We start from the raw sequence: 20,875 nt of genomic DNA, 5'->3' as shown, positions 1-20,875 counted from the left end.
AATATATATGTTGCGCTAAATTTGCGTTAGGTACGCCTCTAACCATATGTTGAAAGCGTAATTGTTTGCTTTCCTTTTTCTATTTTGAGCTTTTTTTGGAGTGATATGGCTAAGTCTCTAGTCATCGTGGAATCGCCTGCCAAAGCGAAAACGATTAATAAATATCTCGGTTCGGACTTCATCGTTAAGTCAAGTGTCGGACATATTCGAGACCTTCCTACCTCTGGTGGCGCTTCGACATCTACGCCTGCTGAGCGAGCAAAGCAAGCGGCTGCAACACGCAAAATGAGTCCCGATGAAAAAGCTGCATATAAAAAGAAGAAGAGCAAAGATCAACTCATTAATAGAATGGGTGTCAATCCTGAAAAGGATTGGGCAGCACATTACGAAATCCTTCCCGGTAAAGAGAAGGTGGTAAATGAATTAAAGAAGTTGGCTAAGAATGCCGAAACTATCTATCTCGCGACGGATTTGGATAGAGAAGGAGAGGCGATTGCTTGGCACTTAAAAGAAGCGATTGGTGGCGATGAGTCTCGCTATCGACGTGTGGTATTTAATGAGATCACTAAGAAAGCGATTCAAGAAGCGTTTAAGCAGCCAGATGAGTTGGATCAAAGCCGAGTAAATGCTCAGCAAGCGCGCCGCTTTCTAGATCGAGTAGTGGGCTTCATGGTGTCTCCGTTGCTATGGGCTAAGATCGCTCGTGGTTTGTCTGCCGGGCGAGTACAGTCTGTTGCTGTTCAGCTTATTGTTGAGCGTGAGCGTGAGATTCGAGCATTTGTTCCAGAAGAATACTGGGAAGTGTTCGCCGGTTTGAAGGCATCTGGAAAGGGCGATGCACGTTTTCAAGTTTCTAAGTATGCAGATAAGGCATTTAGGCCTGTCTCAGAAGCTGAGACGAATGAACACTTGGCGCGACTAAAGTCTGACGCGTACAACATTACGAGGCGCGAAGATAAGCCCACTAAGTCTCGTCCTAACGCGCCGTTTATTACCTCTACCTTGCAACAAGCAGCAAGTACTCGACTTAGCTTTAGCGTTAAGAAAACGATGATGCTGGCGCAGCGTCTATATGAAGCGGGTTACATCACCTATATGCGTACCGACTCTACGAACTTAAGTGCTGAGGCGGTTGCTAATTGTCGTGATTATATTCAAGACAAATATGGCAACGATTATCTTCCTGAGAAACCACGCTTATACAGCAGTAAAGAAGGTGCGCAAGAAGCTCACGAAGCAATTCGTCCCTCTGATGTAACGGTAAAAGCGACGCATATATCTGGTTTAGAAAAAGATGCTGAGCGCTTGTACGAATTGATCTGGCGAAACTTTGTTGCCTGTCAGATGACGGATGCGCAGTTCTTGAGCTCTTCAGTTGAAGCAAGTGCTGGTGACTATACCCTTCGTACCCGTGGCCGTATTTTGAAGTTTGATGGTTTCCTTAAAGTGATGCCGACAAACAGCAAAAAAGATGACGATGTGATTTTGCCTGACTTCAAAGTAGGTGATGCATTATCTCTAGGCGAACTTGATCCTAAACAGCATTTCACCAAGCCGTCCCCTAGATATTCAGAAGCGGCGCTTGTAAAAGAACTCGAAAAGCGTGGTATTGGTCGACCTTCAACCTATGCTGCGATTATTTCGACCATTCAAGAGCGCGGCTATGTGCGTGTTGAGAATCGCCGGTTCTATGCTGAAAAAATGGGTGACATTGTTACGGATCGCCTCGCAGAATCATTCCCTGATTTGATGGACTACAACTTTACTGCTCAGATGGAAGAGCAGTTGGATGATATTGCGCTTGGTAACAAGGACTGGAAATCCGTTCTTAATCAGTTCTACGGTAACTTCACGGTTCAGCTAGATAAAGCTGAAGCCGCCAACGAAGGTATGCGCAGTAACGATCCGGTTGAAACGGATATCCCTTGTGGAAATTGCGGGCGCAATATGCAAATTCGTACAGCTAGTACCGGTGTGTTTTTGGGTTGCTCTGGTTATTCCTTGCCGCCAAAAGAGCGCTGTAAGAATACAATGAACCTTGTCCCCGGTGACGAAGTCGCGAGCGCAGACGATGATGAAGGCGAGTCTAAGCTACTTCGTCAGAAGCGCCGTTGTAAAATTTGTGGTACTTCCATGGAAAGCTATTTGATTGATGAGAATCGAAAGCTTCACGTGTGCGGGAATAATCCAGATTGCGAAGGTTACGAAGTAGAGGAAGGGAAGTTCCATATTAAGGGCTACGATGGGCCAACACTTGAATGTGATAAGTGTGGTTCGGAGATGCAACTTAAATCAGGCCGTTTCGGCAAATACTTTGGTTGTACCAACGAAGAGTGTAAGAATACACGTAAATTATTGAGAGACGGGAATCCAGCGCCACCTAAGATGGATCCTGTCCCGATGCCAGAGCTTCAATGTCAGAAAGTCGATGATACGTATATCTTGCGCGATGGAGCTGCAGGCTTATTTTTGGCAGCCAGTAAGTTCCCTAAGAACAGAGAGACCCGTCCACCTTTACTTGCGGAGTTGTTGCCGCATAAAAATGAGATAGATCCAAAATATAGTTTCTTGTTTGATGGGCCAGTAGCAGACCCTGATGGACATCCAAGTGTTATTCGCTTTAGTCGCAAGACTAAAGAGCAGTACTTGATGTCTGAAGTCATGGACGGTGAAAAAGCAAAAGCAACGGGTTGGACGGCCTATTACCAAGATGGTAAGTGGGTCGAGACTGCTGCTAAGCCGAAAGCGCCTGCTAAAAAGAAAGCTGCAAAAAAGAAATAGGGTTTAAGTATGGCGTATGCAATTGGCACCCCAGGTCAACCTTGGGGTGAATCCGAAATAGAACAGTGGCGTTCTGCGGTACGCTATTATCGTTCGTATCAAACTGAAGTTGTTGATCATTTGTATCGACTCTCTGATCGCTTTCATATCGATAACTACGGCTCTCTTTCTCACGACCCTATTCGATATTCGTTGTTTGCCGTTAAAACCGCTCAGCCGAATCCTGAGCTTCCCTGGGTGCTTATTACTGGTGGAGTGCATGGTTATGAAACGAGTGGTGTTTTAGGTGCGCTCTCTTTTTTAGTTAATAAGGCAGAGCAATACGAAGAGAAGTTTAATCTAGTCGTTATTCCTTGCGTGAGTCCTTGGGGCTTCGAAACGATCAATCGGTGGAACTATGACACTATTGATCCAAATCGATCCTTCAAAGATGGCGGACTATGTGAGGAGGCTCAATTTACGATGCAATATGTTGCTAAACATGGCATTGAACCAGTGATGCATATTGATTTGCATGAAACGACAGATACTGATGCTACTGAGTTCCGCCCAGCGCTTGCTGCGAAGTTAGGCCAGAAAGAAACGCCAACACATATTCCCGATGGGTTTTATCTTGTTGGAGATAGCGGTAACCCTCAAGATGCCTTTCAGGCGCGTATTATTGCTGCTGTTGAATCGGTGACGCATATTGCACCAAATGATGAAGAAGGCTGCTTGTTAGGCGATAAGGCATCGCAGCACGGTGTAGTGAATTATGACGCTAAACTGCTTGGTCTATGTGCAGGTTTTACATCAGCAAGGTTCACAACGACCACTGAAGTTTATCCTGATAGCGAGAGTGCAACGCGCGAAGAATGTATTGCTGCGCAGGTTGTGGCTGTTGAGGCTGCGTTAGAGTTCGTGTCTGAGCAGATAAATAGCTAACACGAATGATGGCGTATTTCCGCTGGTGCGGGAATACGCTTTCTGCAACATGCGTCTGAGCTTAGATCATGCTTACTTTTGCAATCGCTTTAGTAAACTTGATGTGTCCCAACGATTCCCCCCCATGTCTTGTACGTCAGCATAGAACTGGTCAACAAGAGCCGTAACGGGGAGTTTTGCATGTATTTTTCTACCTTCTTCAAGGCAGATCGCTAAGTCTTTGCGCATCCAATCAATAGCAAACCCATGTTCATATTCGTCAGCAATCATGGTCTTATGACGATTATCCATCTGCCAAGATTGAGCGGCACCTTTAGATATCACGTCGATGACTGACTGAGGGTCGAGTCCTGCTTGTTGTGCAAAGTGAATAGATTCCGATAAGCCTTGAACTAAACCTGCAATAGCGATCTGATTGCACATTTTTGTAAGTTGACCTGCACCAATGTCGCCTAGGCGTTTGCAAGACTTCGCGTAAGTTGCGATGAATTCCTCGGCTTTTTCATAAGCGGCGTCGTCACCTCCACACATAACAGTCAGTTGACCGTTAATCGCACCTTGCTCGCCACCTGAAACGGGCGCGTCTATGAAATCAATACCTAGGTTAAGAGCTTGTTCATGCAATTCGCGGGCGACTTCAGCAGACGCGGTCGTATGGTCGATAACGAGTGTTCCTTTCGGAAGTTCCGCAAGTAAGCCATTCTCTCCAAAGTACATATCTCTCAAATCGTTGTCGTCACCAATACATGTCATTACGCATGCGATATCTCCCGGAATTTGAGTGAAGTCGCTAATGACAGTACCAGAGAATTCATTGGCCCACTCAGAGGCCTTGCTTGATGTGCGGTTGAATACAAATGTTTCGAAGCGTTGAGAAAGATGGCCTGCCATGTGATAGCCCATGACGCCAAGCCCAAGGAACAATACCTTTTGAGACATGTTATTGAGCCCCATCGTTAAGCTGAGAACGAATTTGTTCAATTCGATCGCGATTCACGCCAAAGTCAGAATGCCCAAGTCGGGAAGCAGAACGCACGTGTATACGTTGTTGGTTGTCGTCGAATAAGAACTCTACATCATCTACATAACGCATGATCGCGCTCGTATATTCTGCATAGATGTACTGATCAGTTTTGATGATTAGCTCAGCTGATTCGTCTGAGTTGATCGCTTTTACCAGTGCTTCGTGAGTCGAAGGCTTATTGGTATAGCGAATACTTTCGATAAAGTGGTCTTTATCTTCATCCTTGAGAGAGCTGACGCAGTTTGGTGAGCTCGGACAAACTTGCAACGAGGTTTGCGCTTCTCCAAGTTGTTTCGGACGCGTTCCAGTGCAAGCACTCAAAATAAGCGTTGAGGCAATGAATAGAAGAAAAAGTTTGGTTTGATGAATAGGGTTTTGCACAGTTACTCCCGTTATTGATCGGATAGAATGGGTAGACGAATAGTAAACGCAGAGCCAACACCATAAACGCTATCGACTGAGATGTCGCCTTTGTGTTTTTCGACCACAACTTTGACAAAATTTAGACCGAGACCTGCGCCTTTAGGACCAGATTTTTCGGACACTTGTTGTCTTCTGAAACGCTCAAAAATTCTCGGTAACTCATCCGCCTTTATGCCAAAACCTTGGTCTTCGATTGTGATGACGGCGAGCGTATCTTTTTGTTGCACATCGACGTTAATCGGTTTGCTCTCATCACTATACTTGGTTGCATTACTAAGTAGATTAATCAAGCTTCGCTCAATTAGCTCAGCACTGCCAAATAGCCATATTTCTTCGTCCCCCGAGAGAGTGATGTCGATATTTTTCTGACGTGCAAGCTGGCTGATTGAATCAATGGCGTTCTCGATCGCATTGACCAATTCAAATTCGTAAAAGTCTTCTTCAATCGCTTGTTCAGCGCGAGTGATTTGTAAGAATTGATCTGAAAGGCTAAGTGAACGTTCTGCATGACTCGCTAATTGATCAATGACAGAAGAATCAAATTCAATACGACCAGATCTTAAGCCTTGGAGTAGGGCGAGCTGAGAACTAAGTGGCGAGCGAACATCATGGGAAAGAAAGTCGATCAGTTGGTTTTTTTCACGTTGCTGCTGACGAATTTCAGTGATGTCTGACATGCTAATCATTAAACCGGCATCACTATGTTCGTCCACTAAAAATGGCAGGCAATGAATCATCACATCTCTGTGTCCAATCGATAGATTGAATTGTTTTCCTTTTCCCTCTAACAGGCACGTTGATATTGCTTGATTAAAATCATCGTTGTCGGCTTTGAGAGCGGCAAAAAGCTCGTATATTGGTGTGGAGATAATTTGTTTTTTCTCAGCCTGCAACCATGATAGTGCGCGGCTATTTGCATAGACGATTAATCCGATAGGGTCGGTTACAATGACAGCCCCAGGCATTTCTTCAAAGCCGCGAGAAATAAATGTACGCATGTCTTGCATCGCAGTGATGGCGTCACGTACTTGATGAATACGCTTCGCTATCTGCTCTGATGGTTTTTTGATGATGGCTTCTTGGCCAGATTGCAGCTCCAGCTTATTCAGGAACTCAGTAATAGGGCGTCTAAATCCAGCGCTTGGAATGGCAAGCCCAATACGGTATTTATCATCTCCAATAGTGAGCTTGATCCAACTCGAGCTTTCGTCATGCTGCCATACCCCTTCTTCTAATATGCGGTATGAGCTTAGTTGGTGTGGGTTTAATCCATGAATTACGTTTCCATTGTGCGTAAAGGCATAAGCTTTGGGCTTGATAATCGCGATCAGCGCCAGGAATATTTTCTCAAGGCTATGCTGGCTCAAGCGACGAAAGCTTAGGTCAGGCTCTCTACTTAGTCTTTCTAACTCATTGCTAAAAAAACTATTTAGGTGACGCATTCTTTGCCAGCTCCATAAAGGGTAGGCAATCAATACTCCAAGCACACTGTTTACCGGTGGGAACCATGTTCTATCTAATACTAATAGAGCGTAGCTAAACCCAAATATTCCTGCCGCCAATAACATGGTTGAGGGCATGACGAAAGTTGGACGAATACGTGGAAAAATTAAGATAGGAACAAGAATGAATGCGAATGTTAATAGATATACCCACCGCTCCGAAACGCTACGAATAATCTTTTGATTGATGATTGCAGAGTAGGCGTTCGCGTGAATTTCAACGCCCGACATAGGGCTATTCATATGAGAAAAGGGCGTGGGGATAATATCACCTAAGCCAGCCGCAGTTGCCCCAATAAGAATTGTTTTGTTGCGGAATGTCTCGGCCGGTATCTTATTCGACATCACGTCAACATAACTGTAAGTCGGGTAAGTGCCGCGAGGTCCTGCAAACGGAATAAGGCGGTATTCTGCGTTGACTGCCACATATGGGACACGCGTCTGTTGGCGAATCTCTTGTAAATATTGAACCATGGGATTGGTTTCGACCGCCATGGCCATAGACATCGCAGGCCAGTATGCATCTCCGACACCTGTGTTGAGAAATATTCCGCGAGTCAGACCATCCTCATCGAGCTCTACATGGACGTGCCCTAAGCCAAGTGCGGCGTTGGCTAATTCTGGAATAGGTAGAATTTCTGAAAGCGGCTTGTCATAGGCGAGGGGGTGAACATGTAGAGGTAACAGAACATTTCCTGCATCTTCTATTGCCTCAGCGAGAAGAAAGTCATCCGCTGGGTGTTGCGTGTCATACTCTGAAAACAATACATCAAATACGATGAGTGAGGCTTGATAATATCTCAGCTTATCAACAAGTTGTGCGTGAATAGCTCTTCGCCAAGGCCATTGGCCAATGCTATTAAGACTTTTCTCATCAATCGAAATAATAATGGTATTAGGGTCTGGATCCACCGTTGCTGCATGCGTAAATGCATCATAAGTGAGGAGGTCTAGACGCTTTGCTACGTGGCTATATACAAGCAGCGCGCTCACTAAAATAAGCGCCAAAGTGAGAATGTGCTGCTCGTAAGGATGTGGATCGTTTATAGGCTTGCTTGCCATAGTTCTATTGTATTTATTGAGGAGTAGGCTCTAACAAAATATCTTTATGTGGGCCAAACTCTGAACTAAATATTTCGTCGCCTAAGCCTTTTACACGGGCATAAAAATGCTTGCCTTCTGGTAGCTTGAGGAACGCACGTGTTTTACTAAGCGTTTCTTCTTTTAATAATCTTCTGAACTCTTTATCGTCTGATATTTGTAATACATAGCCTTGGGCGTTGTCTACGGTGTGCCAGAAAATTCCCACTTGGTCGCCAATATAGTTGACGGTCAGAATATTAACGACGTCGAGTTTACCTTGAATAGATACTGCTCTTGCAGCACTAGTAGCTTCTGCTTTTCCAGCGCTTAATGTACGAACTCTCCAGAAATAATTGCCAGCGGCGATAGAGTCTTCAAGGCGGTAACTGGTATTTTCAGACCATTTTGTCGGAAGTTCTAAGCGCTTAAAGTCATCTGTTTTCGACAGCTCAAAGCGGGACAGTGTTTCTGGGTGTTTCACTTCCCATGAGAATTCAGCAGTAAACGCATCAACGATGCTCCCTGGTAGAGGTAAGTCTAGCGTCGCTGCGTCAGGGTCTTGATTTACCTCTTCATCATTTGTCTGAACTTGAGACGCAGATTCGTCATCTTTCGTATCAACACTTGCGCCACTGGCTTTGAAGCTCGCGTTTTTGTCTTCGACATTTAAATCTGCGGGTAAACCTCGCCAATTCAGCGTTTCTTCTGCATTTGAAATGTTGCTTAAATCACTAGAGGCTTTGAAGCGAGGAAGGTTAAATAGATTGATTCTTTCAAGATTTTCTCGGCCAACAATTGTGCGAACACCAACCCCTGACTCGATCATTTGTCTTCCGTGATCATAGAAAAATTCAACTTTGCCTTCGAGAACTTCTAGCGTTGTTCCCATAAGGCTCGATCTTAAACGGAAGTCAGTGCCACGCACTGCCGCAACGACGCTCGGTGTGCTTATTTCGTAACGAGAACCGTTTACCAAAGGACTTACGGTTGTTCGCAAGCCACCTCTGCTTAGGCGCATGCGTGTGTCTACCATCCCTACGTCTTCGTACTTGCTTAATTTGTTGAAGATTAGGTGGGAGTGCGGATCAAGCTTGACGGTGGAATTATCAGCAAATTGAACTGTGATTTTCCCATCCCTCGTTAAAAGTTCATCCCCAACATAGATCTGAGTGTTACTTTTTATCGCATGATAGCGTGTTTCTTGACGGCGTTTGATTAAAGCTAGGCCTTCAGAGCTAATAATTTTCGCTGGACGAGGTTGGTATTTGAGCCACGAGATAGGGACTTTAATAATCGAGCCGACTTGCAGATTTTCAACGTCTTTGAGGCGGTTGTAATGAGAGATAGATGTCCAAGAATACTGACGTTTCAACAAACGCTCAGCCACGTCTTTCAAGGAATCATTTGGTCTTACTGTGTAGTGCCAATCTAGGTTTTGATATCCATCATAACTCTCAGCATTGATACTTGGTGAAATCAAAGTAAGCGCTAACGCAACAAAACTTGCTGCGAATATAAGGGTTAGACGGTGATGAACTGACTGCACAGGACCATTCATAGTATTACACTTTAAGCGTTGAAGCTTTTAGTCTCCCCCGCGCTCAAGGCGATAGCCGTGCTGATAAATAGTCTTAATTCTAAAGCCGTTCTCTGGTTTGATATTAAGTTTTCGGCGCAAACGACTCACGTGCGTATCAACAGTTCGCGTATTAATATTTGAAGAGATGCCCCATACTCGCTCTAGCAAGAAGTCGCGAGACAAAAGTCGGCCAATATTTTGGAACATAAATACCGCGAGGTCGAAGTCTTTATCTGTAAGCGAGACTTCCTCTCCAGATGAGTTGATTGTTCTCTTGCTCAGATTTATGACGTAAGGTCCGATTTCTAGCTCTTCTTGTTCAGCTTGCTCTGTACCTAATCGACGGCTCAGCGCGTTGATTCTTGCCGTCAGCTCACCAATTCGTGCAGGCTTTACCAAATAGTCGTCAGCACCCGCATCAAGCGCTGTAATGATATCGGCTTCACTGTCGCGCTGAGTTAGGAATAATACCGGGACGCGCCAATTCATTTCGGCACGAACTTGTCGTAATACTTCTGTACCTTCAATGTCAGGAAGTTGCCAGTCCAAAATTAAAAGATCGTAGCTATTATGAAGAACCGAATACACAAAGGATTTTCCAGTTTCAAAATGCTCACAGTCGTGACCATTTTCTTTGAGTTGCGCAACGAGTGTTTCGGCTTGTGACAACTCATCTTCTAGTAATGCGATTCTCATTCATAACCCCACTTTGGACTTACTTAAACTGTTCTTTGATTAAATAGCAAAGCGAGAAACTTGCCATGCCACTAATATTTTCTTATTTATCAGCGTAAGTGTAGTTGCTTTTTGAAATTTTCCGACCCTGATTTGTATCAGGATTTTACAAAGCATTGGATTAATAGCATCTAGACTAACTAGTGACGGATTTATGCCCTAATTTAAGTTGTTTAATGTGGCATTGATCACACTGCCGCATTACTATGCATGCGCATTGTATAAATAGATACTCTTAGAGCATTGGAATAGGTGATGACCCGAGAAAAGAAGTTAAAAACAAGTTTGGCGGAAGCGTTCAATATTGACTATATGCTATTGGAAAACGAAAGCCATATGCATTCGGTGCCAGAAAATTCTGAAACCCATTTTAAACTTGTCTTGGTATCAGATGACTTTGATGGGAAACGAAAAGTGGCTCGTCATCAAGCGGTGTATTCAGCAGTGAATACCGAAATGCAAAGTGGTCTTCACGCTTTGGCATTGCATCTGTACACCAATACAGAGTGGGCTGAACTTGATAATAAGCAATTAGCCTCCCCAAACTGCATGGGCGGTTCAAAAAAAGGATGATTTTATGAGCCAGTTTTTCCAGATCCACCCGGACAACCCGCAAGCAAGACTTATCCGACAGGCTGTCGACATCGTAAGGTCGGGTGGCATCATCGCTTATCCTACAGATTCTGCTTACGCATTAGGGTGTGAAATCGGAAACAAAGCTGGCGCAGATAAAATTAGAGCTATTAGGCAACTGACAGACAAGCATAACTTCACTTTAGTTTGTCGTGACCTGAGTGATATATCTGTCTATGCGAAAGTTGGTAATAGTGAGTACAGACAAATTAAAGCGCATACACCAGGGCCGTATACGTTTATTCTTCGGGCAACTAGTGAAGTGCCGAGACGTTTAATGCACCCAAAGCGTCGACAAATTGGATTGCGTATTCCTGACAATAAGATTGCATTAGATTTGTTAGAAGAACTTGGGACTCCGTTGATGAGTACAAGTTTGATTCTGCCTGGTGAAGAATATCCCTTTACCGATCCTTATGAGATTCGTCAGACTCTAGAGCATCAATTAGATCTTGTGATTGATGGTGGCTATTGCGGTCTCGAGCCTAGTTCGGTGATTGATCTATCTGATGATCAACCTATGGTTCTGCGCAAAGGTGCCGGAGATACCCTCGCGTTTGAATAAGATTAGGCTTCGCTCGCACTTTTGAATTCGGTTTGAGATAACAGGCTTTGGTAGCGTAAGGTAATATCTTTTAATTGGTTGAATTCATTTTTCTCACTGAGCAGGCTTTGAAATACTTTGTTTGTTTGGCCGTATGCTTGCGTTAACTTATTGACATTGCTCGCATATTCCAAGGTCGGGTTTTGTTTGCTGACGGCGGTGTATGCTGATACAAAATGGTGGTCTTGGCTTAACTCAAACCCGATTCGTTCTAATTGACTTTGAACGACAGGACCTTGTACTGCAAGTTTTCCATTCGCAAGTTTCTCGATTTTTAACTGAGTGTTAGGAGCGAGACCATACTCTGAAAGCTTATTCTTGATGACTTCGTTGAGGTAAGCGCGTTGCTCACCGATCTCCTTTGTTAAGTTTTTAACCTGCACATCTTTTCGTTTCTTTTGCTCAGCGATCTGTTCTAGCCCTTGTATGCTGGAAGTGTTCGGGATTTCCGATTCGGCGGAGCTTTCCGCAATTGGCTGAGGAGTATTTGATGAAGTAGATGAGAATGTTTTAAAGGCATTCTTTAGCTGGGTGCCTAGCTCTAACATTGTGTCTCGTGGTGAAATTTGGTTCATGCTCTTGTTTACTCATCACTCAAAAGGGGAACGAATTTGCCGATTTTTTGGCAGACCCTTGATCAATAGATTTAGAGCAAACTTAATACCAAAATATGAATATGATGGGATAAACAGAATTGTTGAATGAACCTTTAGCAGAGGCGGGTGCCTCTGCTGGGGGGGATTAGTGCTGTTCTTGCTCGGAATATAATTTTTCAGCCCATGCTAGAAACCCTATGCACGCTGTAAGTAAGAGAGTTCCTAAGCCGTATCCTTCACTGGTTCGTTCAGTGATGCAATACATTAAAAACATAAATAGATCGAGAGTAATTAAACCGAATAGTGCTCCGGTGACATATTCCCCTTGTTCTTTGTACCAAGTCGCGAATTGTTCGCCCATTTTCATGACTCCAAAATTATTGTTATTACGAAGGCCGCTGTTGGGCAACCTTTAAAGGAGCGTTCGACTACTAACTGAGTGCGCATTGTTTCAGTATAAGTAAGCCAAAACCCTAAATACAAGTCAGATTCGTACAAATTATGATCTGTTTTTCAGTAAAGTATGAATGCACTCGGGAACAAAAAGTAACCAAACGAAAATTGCGGGCTGCGATTCGCTCTTCTATATACATGGTCGACCTTAGAGATATGTCCTGCTTTTGGAGGTGTTCATGTTTAAAGGAATTCATCGACTACTTAAATGGATGTTACGCGGAGATAATTATGGTGTGATGGCACCAAACATTTTTACGCCGTACGAAATTAAGCTCTCTTGTGCTTTGTTGGTATTAGCGGGGACGCTGATTTGGGCTCTTGCACGCAATGGTACTGAAGAGGGTATATTTGGCGTCGCGCTCATTGCCGGATTGGCATTTTACTTGTCCTATGTGAAGTATTATCGCGCATACAAACCGGCCATGGATCGCTGGGGAATTCGCGAACTATGCAATCCAAATCATCCGCGCCAGGAGTATCGGGTTGCTGCGCGTGATCTACAAATCTCGCCAGACGAGGTGAAGTTTATTGCGATGCAACATGGCGTGAAAGTGGTGTGTAATAATTCTCCAGCTAATCCAAATGTTCAGATATACGAACTTCAAAGAAATTATGAGCATCGATTATATGCCGAGAAGTGGAAAGCTCAGTTAAACAAAAAGAGCTAACTTATTTGATGTGCGCCATAATACTTCTTAATCGAAAGATTGTTTTGTGCGCACCGTTCTTGATAGCAATCAGTGACTCCCTATAATACAGACACATTCTTCCTATTGTTTGTATTAGTATGATCCGACGTCACAGACGGTCTCAACAAGAAGCCGATTTAGATATCACGGCGTTCATGAACTTGATGATCGTTCTTGTTCCCATCTTGCTTATAAATCTTATTTTCTCGCACACTGCGATCATAGAGCTAAACTTCCCTAGTGCAGATCAGGTGCAAGACATTGATGCCGAGCAGCTTTCTTTCCAAGTGCTGATCTTGCCAACAGCTATTGAGCTAAAAGAGGGCGCAAATACTCTTATCAAGCGCATAGAAAATACAGATCAGAACTTGCCGAATCTTTCGGAACTAAGCTTGGCGATGCAAGAGCTGAAAAGACGTGTTCCTGATAAGCGAGATATAACATTACTCGCTCAGCCTGATTCATCCTACCAAACAATTATTAACGTCATGGATGCTGTTAGGGCATATCCTACAGTGATATCGGGTAATGTGGTTAATGCTGAGTTGTTCCCGGATATTGGCATTGCTGATGCCCCAGAAGTTGGAGGGAACTAATCGTTTTGAAGCAATCGGTCAAAGCAAAGCGTATAGCGCGGCATAAACGCAGAGCAGCTAATTCGGGCGGAAAGTTGAATCTTGTTTCTCTGATGGATATTTTTACCATTTTGGTTTTCTTCTTGATGATCAATTCTAGTTCTGACATTCAGGTGTTGAATCAGGACGGAAAAATAGATCTTCCTGTATCTTTGGCTGAAACCTTACCAGAGGAAACACTAGTTATTACCGTCAGTGTGTCGGATATTATCATTGGCGGGCGGACTATCATTTCTAGAGATGACTTCAGTGCATTTGCTGGAGATGTGGAACCCTCTGTATCCGAAGAGCTTAAGTATCAATTGAGCCGTTCAGACGGAGTGAATATTCAAGAGCCGGCAGTCACTATTATGGCTGATAAAGACTTGCCTTACGCATTTCTGAAAAAACTGATGGCAACCTGTGTAGATACAGGCTACACAGCGGTGGCCTTAGCTGTTAATCGCAAGGGGGACGGAAAACAAGCGGGGTAATTTGTTGACTTCAGGCTCTAGGGTTCTATGAAAGGGAGCCAATCAGAGCTTGCTGGCGTGGTCGAGAGTGAAACGCTCCATTGCTCATCGCTTGGATTAAAGTAATATCCATACACCGGCGCACCTTCTTCAAAGGTTTTGGTTGCCCAGATCATGCCAAAGCGTTCGTTAATGATAGCTGCATCAATCACTTTAGCTATTTCGTATTCTAATTCTAAAGCGCCTTTTAATTCTCCCTGCCCGGTGCTCTCCATAGCGTCATATTTATAAATGCTCGCACTTCGCAAAATGCCGCCGGCGGTATTGCTAGAGTGCAGCAGATGCATTTCAGTTGTATCGGTTAGGTAGTTTTTGATCGGTAGCCATGCACTGTCGTGGATTTCAGGTGAGGCAGTACCACTTGATTGTGTTCGAGCTATTCGTTGGTCTACCATCGAATCTAGCTGGCGGTAATCAAAAATATCTTGATTATCGAACGTCTGTAACGACTCGGTTTGACCTACGATATTGGTCAAACCGCCACTTCCCGTATTGATAAGAAGAAAAGACACTTTACTTGCGTTGGTCTCAAGTAATAGTGCATCAGCATCAGATTTAACTAGCGCTCTCTCCTCAACGTTCGCTAGTGTGCGAATAAGAGTGACAGTTCCATCCGTCGCAATTTGCTTAAGATCATTTCCATCTAGCACTAAAATTGTTTCATTGCTTAAGATATTAAGTTTTGAAATGTCTGCGTCGGCCGGATTTGTCCACGTATAAATTGGGTTTGCTAATGCATTAATACGAGCACTGTCTTGTATCTTGTCAAACATAATGGACTGGCTAAGTCGTACCAACTTGTCACCATGTAAGATGACAAAATCATCACTGCCGTTTGGGTAAGGATTTAGAACTTGAAAATCCGCGTTCAGCGATATGTTATTGGTGCTCGTATGCTCCCAAAGTTGGAAGGTGTTTGTGTTGTCTGAATCAATTGGTTGTTGCAGGTCGTAAGCGAGCGTTGATGGTGATGTTAAAACTGAATCGCTCTCGCTGTAGTTTAAAAGTGCATAGCTATTATTTGATATGTCAGCGATTAAGTCGCTTTGCAAAAATAGACTTTCAGACACCGTTTCGCGTTTCGCTTCATACAGTGAATATGAGATGTTTTGCAGTTCAAATGCTATTTTTGTCGCGTCCGGGTCTGAACTATCGGGGTCTGGGACTTCGACTTCTACAGGCTGTTGAACAGTGTATTGATCACTTTCTGTGGGTAAAATGTCGAAGCGAAAATAATTCATTTGCCCTAGGTCTGAACAGTCGACATCGGCTGTAGACGCTAAAATTTTGAACTCTTGTTTTGGTTCAAACTGATCTTGTAATATTGCGTCACTGTCAAGTATATGACTAGCTTCGATCTGACAAAATATTTGATCTCCAATCGCATTTGTGTTGGCGGCAAGATCAAATATTACTTGTTCTCGTCTTGAGGTTAAATCGAGCATATATAGTTTGCCCGCATTTCCTGGGTCCAAATAGATTATAAATTCTGGAATCGTACCTCGATCGTCTGGGAAATTTTCATTTTCGCGATCAGCAGATAAGTCGGTATCTAAGATGGTTAGTTGAGTTTTATTGCTAATTAATCGAGTAAGTAGCGGGACTGTTCTTGGATTAGGGAGCAGAGGATTTGTGACTTCTATAACTGTTAAGTCATTCGAGTCAATATTAAAAGCCTCTACTGGTTCCACGTAGTCTGGTGTTATGGTTGTGTCTATGGTGTCTGAGTCACTTATTAGTCCGGGTTCACCACAGCCAGCTAGGCTGAACGATATTGCAGCCAGTAATAAAAGTTTATTAAAGGCGAATAAATAATTAGATCGAATCATAAGTTAATGGATGTCTTATTTTTTTGCTCGGTGACGGTCGCGAAATTTAAAGTGATAGGGTTACCGGTTGTAACGGCTTTGACCAAGCTTAATGTTTGGATTCTATTTTCTTCCTCATCTTTAGTTTGCTTGGGTTCAAAGAAATAGCCTTCAGTTCCTAAGCGAGTATTAACTTGGAAACCACCAAAATCATTGTTTAGAGAGAAGTTGGCGCCATAAATCTTATTTGATACGGAGCTTACATCCCCTTTGATCTGACCAAGAATCGCGTCTGTTGTAGAGATGACGCGATCTTCATCATCTTCATCCAGTTCTTCAAAGTTGAAAATGCCGTCTACTTGACTCCCATCATATTTTGCAACGTATGGGTTAATGAGGTATTCGTCTGCACCGTCGCTGTCAGAAACAAATATTAAAATATCTCCAGTGCCTATAGGATTGTTTAAAAAACCGAGTTTTGCGTTCTCAATCTTTCTGACTAAGCGCGAAGCATTTATTTCTGCTGTGGTCCAAGATTGAGAAGTAACTATTTCTGAGAGTATGTTGCTTGGTGCCAGGGCGTTGATAAGTATGCGAGATTTATTTGTGACAAGATTTATATCTCGTGCGTTATTAATTGCTACGATTGGTGAGGTTTGAGTATCTATAGGATAAATATGAAGGGAATGCAGGAATGAAAATTCTTTAGAGATGATTAGATCACCAGAATCTAAAATAGCGAAATCAAAGTCTTTAAGCCCTATTTCTTTGTCGTAAACTTTTTCATTGCTGCCTGAGGAAAATGAATATCGGTACAAAGAATCATCGGCTTCATAAGCAATATAGGAGCCATTTATTGCATGATTGGGCTCCGAACTCTGCTTTAAATTATCGAATGTTGAGCGAGCAAGTGATAAATATGCTTGAATTGCGTTTTCGCTCGCGACTATGTCGTCAGAGTTCAGTAGAGAATTCAGTGTTGAAACACTTATTTCATGAAGTGTTGTGTAGCTAGTTTGCAAGACTTGGCTATTGTCATAGTCTTTTTGGTTTCTAAAAATTACTAGTCTGTTGCTGCTAGCACTTATTATATACGGTGGAGGCGTTTCTTCGGCGATTACTGGTTTATTCTCAGATTTATATTCAAACGGGAAATCGAACAACGTACGCCCATCCCAAACTCTACCGCTCAATGCTTCTGTTTCAGCGTTGTGTGACACCCATATAGAGCGACCTGTTTGCGAGTCCCCACTATCGTCGTTGTAGCGAAAATTTGGATCGAATAAAAATGCTCCGAAGACTTCTGAACTGCTAACACCAAAGCTCTGATTGACGATATTGACGCGAGATAAATCAAAATCGATATATTGATATCGATTTGTAGCAAATGAGCAGTTAGCGCCATTCTTGAGCGCTACATATACGGCTGTATCATCAATCGTTTTAAGGTAGTAATCACTATTTGAGTCAAATACAGAGAATGCAGGGCGTTTGGCAGCGAATACGCCGCACACGTCATCGATAAATTCTTTAAGGTCGTATGAACGACGGTTTGCTGTTTTCGAATAATTAAGCAACTTAATCATTTTTCCGTCAACGTAGGCTGCGAATTCGTAGCCAGGAGCATCTTCGTCAGTATCGAGCACCACGATGGAGTTTGATTCTGCATTGAATGTGGCTAGTTCGTTGATGCGACCACTTTCGGGATTGAATTGGAATGCTTTACCGACATCTTGACCTGATTCATTTTCTGTACTGAAAAATACATTGATGCTCTGCACTTCGTCTTCCTCGCTAGCGACGGGTGGAGTTTCACTACACGCATTCAGTGTGAGAAAGGCAACTAAACAAATGATCAGATGAGTGCTTCGCAGTACGCTAAAACTCATGGGCACAACATTCCTTTGAGAAAAGTAATTTAACCAAGCTATTATATAGAGCTAGGATTTTGAAGCGAAATCAAAGGCAAACGATTGGGATAAGGGTCACACAAGTAACGTGGTCTTAGCCCAATAGTTGCTTAAGATAATGTTTGGCATCGCTTTTACCTTGTTCGAAAGTAGAGTGGACCTTCTTTGGTGATGTGTAATCCCAGCTTTCTACCTCTACTTTTTGAAGAGGGCAGAGATATGTGATTTTTTCTGTATTCGGTAGGTCTTTATAGGGACGCGACAGTAATACAAGAGTTTTGCTTTGATTCATATCGACGCCATGAACCGGCACGTTATCCACCATCCCACCATCAAGAACGCGTGTATTATTGTGTCGCATAATTGGTGTGAAAGGCGGAGTGCATGAGGAGCTAAGAATAAGGTCGGCGAGCTCGTCAACAGTTTTTGCCTGATTGGCGACAACAAATCGAGAACGAAACCCTAACTTTCTACCCCATTGGGGATGAACTCTGTGGTGAATCTTTTTTTCAAGCTGGTAGCTAGCAAGGCCAACTAGAACCGCAGAACGAGGGCCAAGCCAGGCAGGTAGCTCGGCTAAGAGTACTTTGTTTTTCGTGGCGTTTTGAAGTGTAACGAGGCTTGGCTTATCTAAGGCTTTATGGATGATCTTTCGGTATAACTCTGAGTGCGGATGTATGTTTTTTCCTTGAAGCGCGTGTGACCAATATCTATTTTTACTATTTTGTGCTTGCACTTCCATTGTCGCATTGAGTGTTTCGTCAATTCTATTAGCCAGAATGGCACAAGATATCGCTGAGCCGGCACTAACAGAAGCAATCTTTGTCGGGGCGAGATCGATGTGTTTTGCAAGCTCTTGCCATAGCCCTGCTTGCCAGAAACATCTGTTTCCCCCTCCAGCAAAAACAATATTTTGAAACATCTTTGTCCTATTTCAATGAATGTTAAGCTAGCGTGCTCGTAGTGTGTTTTTGCCTCTACACAAGGTAAGCCAGTCACTCATGGTGTTGTTGATAAATTTGTCTTTATGATGAATGAGATAAAGTGATCGAAGAAAGTCGCGTTCGGGGACACTTAATTCAATTAGTGTGCCCCGATTAAAGGCGTCTTGCAACGTGATGCGCGAAAGGCAGCCCAAGCCTATATTGCATTCAACGGCCCGTTTAATGGCTTCGGTATGCTCCAGTTCCATGGATATCTTTAGTGAGCTTAGTAAACCATGCATGGCATGATCGAAGGCCTGGCGAGTTCCTGACCCGCTTTCTCTCAGTACCCAGTTTGAATTCAATAGTTCATCATCATTTAGAGATTTACGTTTTGCTAAAGGGTGTGAAGGCGAACAAAACACAACCAGTTCGTCAGTCAACCAAGTTTCTACGATCAAACTATTATTGTTGATTTCACCTTCGATAAGTCCGATGTCCAATTCATAATTTAGAACACGATCCGCGATTTCGGTTGTATTCGCGACATTGAGAGTAACGCTTGCATCAGGATGTGATTGTTTAAATTCGGAGATCATATTCACTGCTAGATAATTGCCGATGGTTAGCGTTGCTCCAATATTCAGTGAAACATCACTTACATGCTGGGCGAATGATGACTCTAGAATTTGAGCACGTTCTAGTAAGTTATTTGTTTCTTGTTGGAGAGCTTTACCCAAAGCATTTAGTTGTAAGGATTTTCCAATTCGATCAAATAGTTTTACGTCGAACTGGTGCTCCAGGTTTTTTAACGATTCACTGACGGCAGACTGAGACATCGCTAAATGTTCTGAAGCTACGCTGACATTTTCATAGTGTGCTATCGCGACAAATACTTCGAGTTGTTTCAATGTAAAACGCATATCGCTAAATCCGAATAAACTTATTTATATATCCTGTTTTACAGATATGTTAGTGGCTTTTAAACTTCTCATCAAGATTTACGAAAGTGCGGAGAAGATTATGGGTTTCATGACCGAAAAAGTTACAAGCGTTAAACATTGGAACGATACCTTGTTTAGTTTTAAAACGAGTCGTGATCCGTCGTTTCGTTTTAAAAATGGGCATTTCATAATGATTGGCTTGCCACATGAGGGGAAGCCTCTAATGCGCGCTTATAGTATTGCGAGTGCGAACTATGAAGAAGAGCTCGAGTTTTTCAGTATTAAAGTTCCTGATGGGCCTCTTACATCTAAGCTTCAAAAAATCAAAGAAGGAGATGAGATTCTTCTTAGCAGAAAACCAACTGGTACTTTGATTCTCGATAATCTCTTGCCCGGGAAAAACCTATATTTAATTAGCACAGGTACTGGGTTAGCTCCGTTTATGAGCATCATCCGTGACCCTGAAACCTACGCTGCGTATGATAATGTGATTCTAACGCATGGTACGCGGTTTGTTTCTGAATTGGCTTATCAAGATGAAATTCTCAACGACTTGCCAAACAACGAGTACTTTGGCGACGAGGTCAAAGAGAAACTAATCTATTACCCAACAGTTACTCGCGATGAATTCAAAACTCAAGGAAGAATTACCGATGCGATGCGTAACGGAAAATTAGCCTCAGATATCGGTTTGCCACCCTTAGATCTTGAAAATGATCGTTTCATGATTTGTGGTAGCCCAAGCATGTTAAAAGAGACATGTGAAATCCTTGATGAGATGGGGTTTGAGGAAGCTAAGCAGGGTAGTTTAGGACACTACGTTATTGAACGAGCGTTTGTAGAGAGTTAGTTTTCACTAAACAAAAAAGGCGTGCTCAGCACGCCTTTTTTGTTTGTACTCATTAGTTGAATTCAACAATTTCGGCTCCAACTACGTATCCCTCTGGTCCGTTTGGAGCGCATCGAATGACGCGCAAAGTCGCTGTTAGATCTGCTGTTTGTTCGGTGCCAGATTTGATCGTGGTGCGAAAAATAGCATCTTTATCAAGTGGTTCTTTCAGCCTAAACATCAGACCAGCTCCACTTAAGTTTAAGCACATAGCTGGGTACGTTT

20 protein-coding genes are annotated in these 20,875 nt (G+C 43.2%); 8 read left to right on the top strand and 12 right to left on the bottom strand.

Annotation, left to right across the window (positions count from 1 at the left end):
- Window positions 1–105 precede the first annotated feature (105 nt).
- Together topA and A3762_RS15310 are read left to right on the top strand one after the other, a co-directional pair.
- The gene (gene topA / locus A3762_RS15315; protein ID WP_068756449.1) at window positions 106–2,781 is read left to right on the top strand and encodes a type I DNA topoisomerase; all 2,676 of its coding nucleotides are present in this window, start codon (window positions 106–108) and stop codon (window positions 2,779–2,781) included.
- A 9-nt stretch (window positions 2,782–2,790) separates the two neighbouring features.
- Complete coding sequence (locus A3762_RS15310; protein ID WP_068756447.1) at window positions 2,791–3,705, top strand: M14 family metallocarboxypeptidase; 915 nt, start codon at window positions 2,791–2,793, stop codon at window positions 3,703–3,705.
- 72 nt (window positions 3,706–3,777) lie between these two features.
- Here the strand turns inward: A3762_RS15310 and A3762_RS15305 are convergent, their stop codons facing one another.
- Genes A3762_RS15305 through A3762_RS15285 form a run of 5 tightly spaced genes read right to left on the bottom strand, consistent with a single transcriptional unit; the run spans window position 3,778 to window position 10,012 of the window.
- Window positions 3,778–4,644 carry an NAD(P)-dependent oxidoreductase gene (locus A3762_RS15305; RefSeq protein ID WP_068756453.1) on the bottom strand — a complete coding sequence of 289 codons (867 nt, stop codon included), beginning with the start codon at window positions 4,642–4,644 and terminating at the stop codon, window positions 3,778–3,780.
- Window position 4,645: 1 nt separating this feature from the next.
- Entirely contained in the window at window positions 4,646–5,110 is a 465-nt protein-coding gene (locus tag A3762_RS15300) for a DUF1499 domain-containing protein (RefSeq protein ID WP_197469286.1), read from the bottom strand.
- A gap of 11 nt (window positions 5,111–5,121) precedes the next feature.
- Complete coding sequence (locus tag A3762_RS15295; RefSeq protein WP_068756446.1) at window positions 5,122–7,716, bottom strand: CHASE2 domain-containing protein; 2,595 nt, start codon at window positions 7,714–7,716, stop codon at window positions 5,122–5,124.
- Between the two features lie 13 nt (window positions 7,717–7,729).
- On the bottom strand, window positions 7,730–9,295 hold the full coding sequence (locus A3762_RS15290; RefSeq protein WP_068756444.1) for a FecR domain-containing protein: 1,566 nt from the start codon (window positions 9,293–9,295) through the stop codon (window positions 7,730–7,732).
- Window positions 9,296–9,322: 27 nt separating this feature from the next.
- Window positions 9,323–10,012 (bottom strand): response regulator transcription factor, encoded by a 690-nt coding sequence (locus A3762_RS15285; RefSeq protein ID WP_068756442.1) that lies wholly within the window; start codon window positions 10,010–10,012, stop codon window positions 9,323–9,325.
- Window positions 10,013–10,306: 294 nt separating this feature from the next.
- On the opposite strand from A3762_RS15285, the gene A3762_RS15280 reads away from it, so the two are divergent.
- A complete protein-coding gene (locus A3762_RS15280) occupies window positions 10,307–10,624 on the top strand; it encodes a BolA family transcriptional regulator (RefSeq protein WP_068756440.1) in 318 nt (105 codons plus the stop codon).
- A gap of 4 nt (window positions 10,625–10,628) precedes the next feature.
- Window positions 10,629–11,249, top strand: a complete 621-nt coding sequence (locus A3762_RS15275) for an L-threonylcarbamoyladenylate synthase (RefSeq protein WP_068756437.1) — start codon at window positions 10,629–10,631, stop codon at window positions 11,247–11,249.
- 2 nt (window positions 11,250–11,251) lie between these two features.
- On the opposite strand, the gene A3762_RS15270 is transcribed toward A3762_RS15275, so the two are convergent.
- Window positions 11,252–11,863: a hypothetical protein gene (locus A3762_RS15270; RefSeq protein ID WP_068756435.1), complete on the bottom strand. Its 612-nt coding sequence runs from the start codon at window positions 11,861–11,863 to the stop codon at window positions 11,252–11,254.
- Window positions 11,864–12,029: 166 nt separating this feature from the next.
- The gene (locus A3762_RS15265) at window positions 12,030–12,245 is read right to left on the bottom strand and encodes a hypothetical protein (RefSeq protein ID WP_068479528.1); all 216 of its coding nucleotides are present in this window, start codon (window positions 12,243–12,245) and stop codon (window positions 12,030–12,032) included.
- A 271-nt stretch (window positions 12,246–12,516) separates the two neighbouring features.
- Here A3762_RS15265 and A3762_RS15260 point away from each other — a divergent pair, with 271 nt between their 5' ends.
- The 3 genes from A3762_RS15260 to A3762_RS15250 all read left to right on the top strand — a co-directional run bounded on the left by A3762_RS15260 (window position 12,517) and on the right by A3762_RS15250 (window position 14,137).
- Window positions 12,517–13,008 (top strand): hypothetical protein, encoded by a 492-nt coding sequence (locus A3762_RS15260; RefSeq protein WP_068502631.1) that lies wholly within the window; start codon window positions 12,517–12,519, stop codon window positions 13,006–13,008.
- Between the two features lie 119 nt (window positions 13,009–13,127).
- The gene (locus A3762_RS15255) at window positions 13,128–13,625 is read left to right on the top strand and encodes a biopolymer transporter ExbD (RefSeq protein WP_068756431.1); all 498 of its coding nucleotides are present in this window, start codon (window positions 13,128–13,130) and stop codon (window positions 13,623–13,625) included.
- Between the two features lie 5 nt (window positions 13,626–13,630).
- The gene (locus tag A3762_RS15250; protein WP_068756429.1) at window positions 13,631–14,137 is read left to right on the top strand and encodes a biopolymer transporter ExbD; all 507 of its coding nucleotides are present in this window, start codon (window positions 13,631–13,633) and stop codon (window positions 14,135–14,137) included.
- A 17-nt stretch (window positions 14,138–14,154) separates the two neighbouring features.
- Here the strand turns inward: A3762_RS15250 and A3762_RS15245 are convergent, their stop codons facing one another.
- The 4 genes from A3762_RS15245 to A3762_RS15230 form a co-directional block, all read right to left on the bottom strand.
- Window positions 14,155–16,005, bottom strand: coding sequence for a hypothetical protein (locus A3762_RS15245; RefSeq protein WP_068756427.1), 1,851 nt, complete (start codon window positions 16,003–16,005; stop codon window positions 14,155–14,157).
- Entirely contained in the window at window positions 16,002–17,873 is a 1,872-nt protein-coding gene (locus tag A3762_RS15240; RefSeq protein WP_068756425.1) for a hypothetical protein, read from the bottom strand. Before A3762_RS15240 ends, A3762_RS15245 begins: the two co-directional genes overlap by 4 nt.
- 115 nt (window positions 17,874–17,988) lie before the next feature.
- The gene (locus tag A3762_RS15235) at window positions 17,989–18,816 is read right to left on the bottom strand and encodes a patatin-like phospholipase family protein (RefSeq protein ID WP_068756424.1); all 828 of its coding nucleotides are present in this window, start codon (window positions 18,814–18,816) and stop codon (window positions 17,989–17,991) included.
- A 27-nt stretch (window positions 18,817–18,843) separates the two neighbouring features.
- Entirely contained in the window at window positions 18,844–19,740 is an 897-nt protein-coding gene (locus A3762_RS15230; protein ID WP_068756422.1) for a LysR family transcriptional regulator, read from the bottom strand.
- Between the two features lie 97 nt (window positions 19,741–19,837).
- Between A3762_RS15230 and A3762_RS15225 the strand changes: the two genes are divergently transcribed.
- Window positions 19,838–20,611, top strand: coding sequence for a ferredoxin--NADP reductase (locus A3762_RS15225; RefSeq protein WP_369820683.1), 774 nt, complete (start codon window positions 19,838–19,840; stop codon window positions 20,609–20,611).
- Window positions 20,612–20,663: 52 nt separating this feature from the next.
- Here the strand turns inward: A3762_RS15225 and A3762_RS15220 are convergent.
- Window positions 20,664–20,875: PilZ domain-containing protein (locus A3762_RS15220; protein WP_068756419.1), on the bottom strand; the 212-nt coding region annotated here is incomplete at its 5' end.

It is taken from the genome of Oleiphilus sp. HI0125, assembly GCF_001635355.1.
Note: the sequence above shows the minus strand (reverse complement) of the source record. Positions and strands in the feature narration are given on the sequence as shown.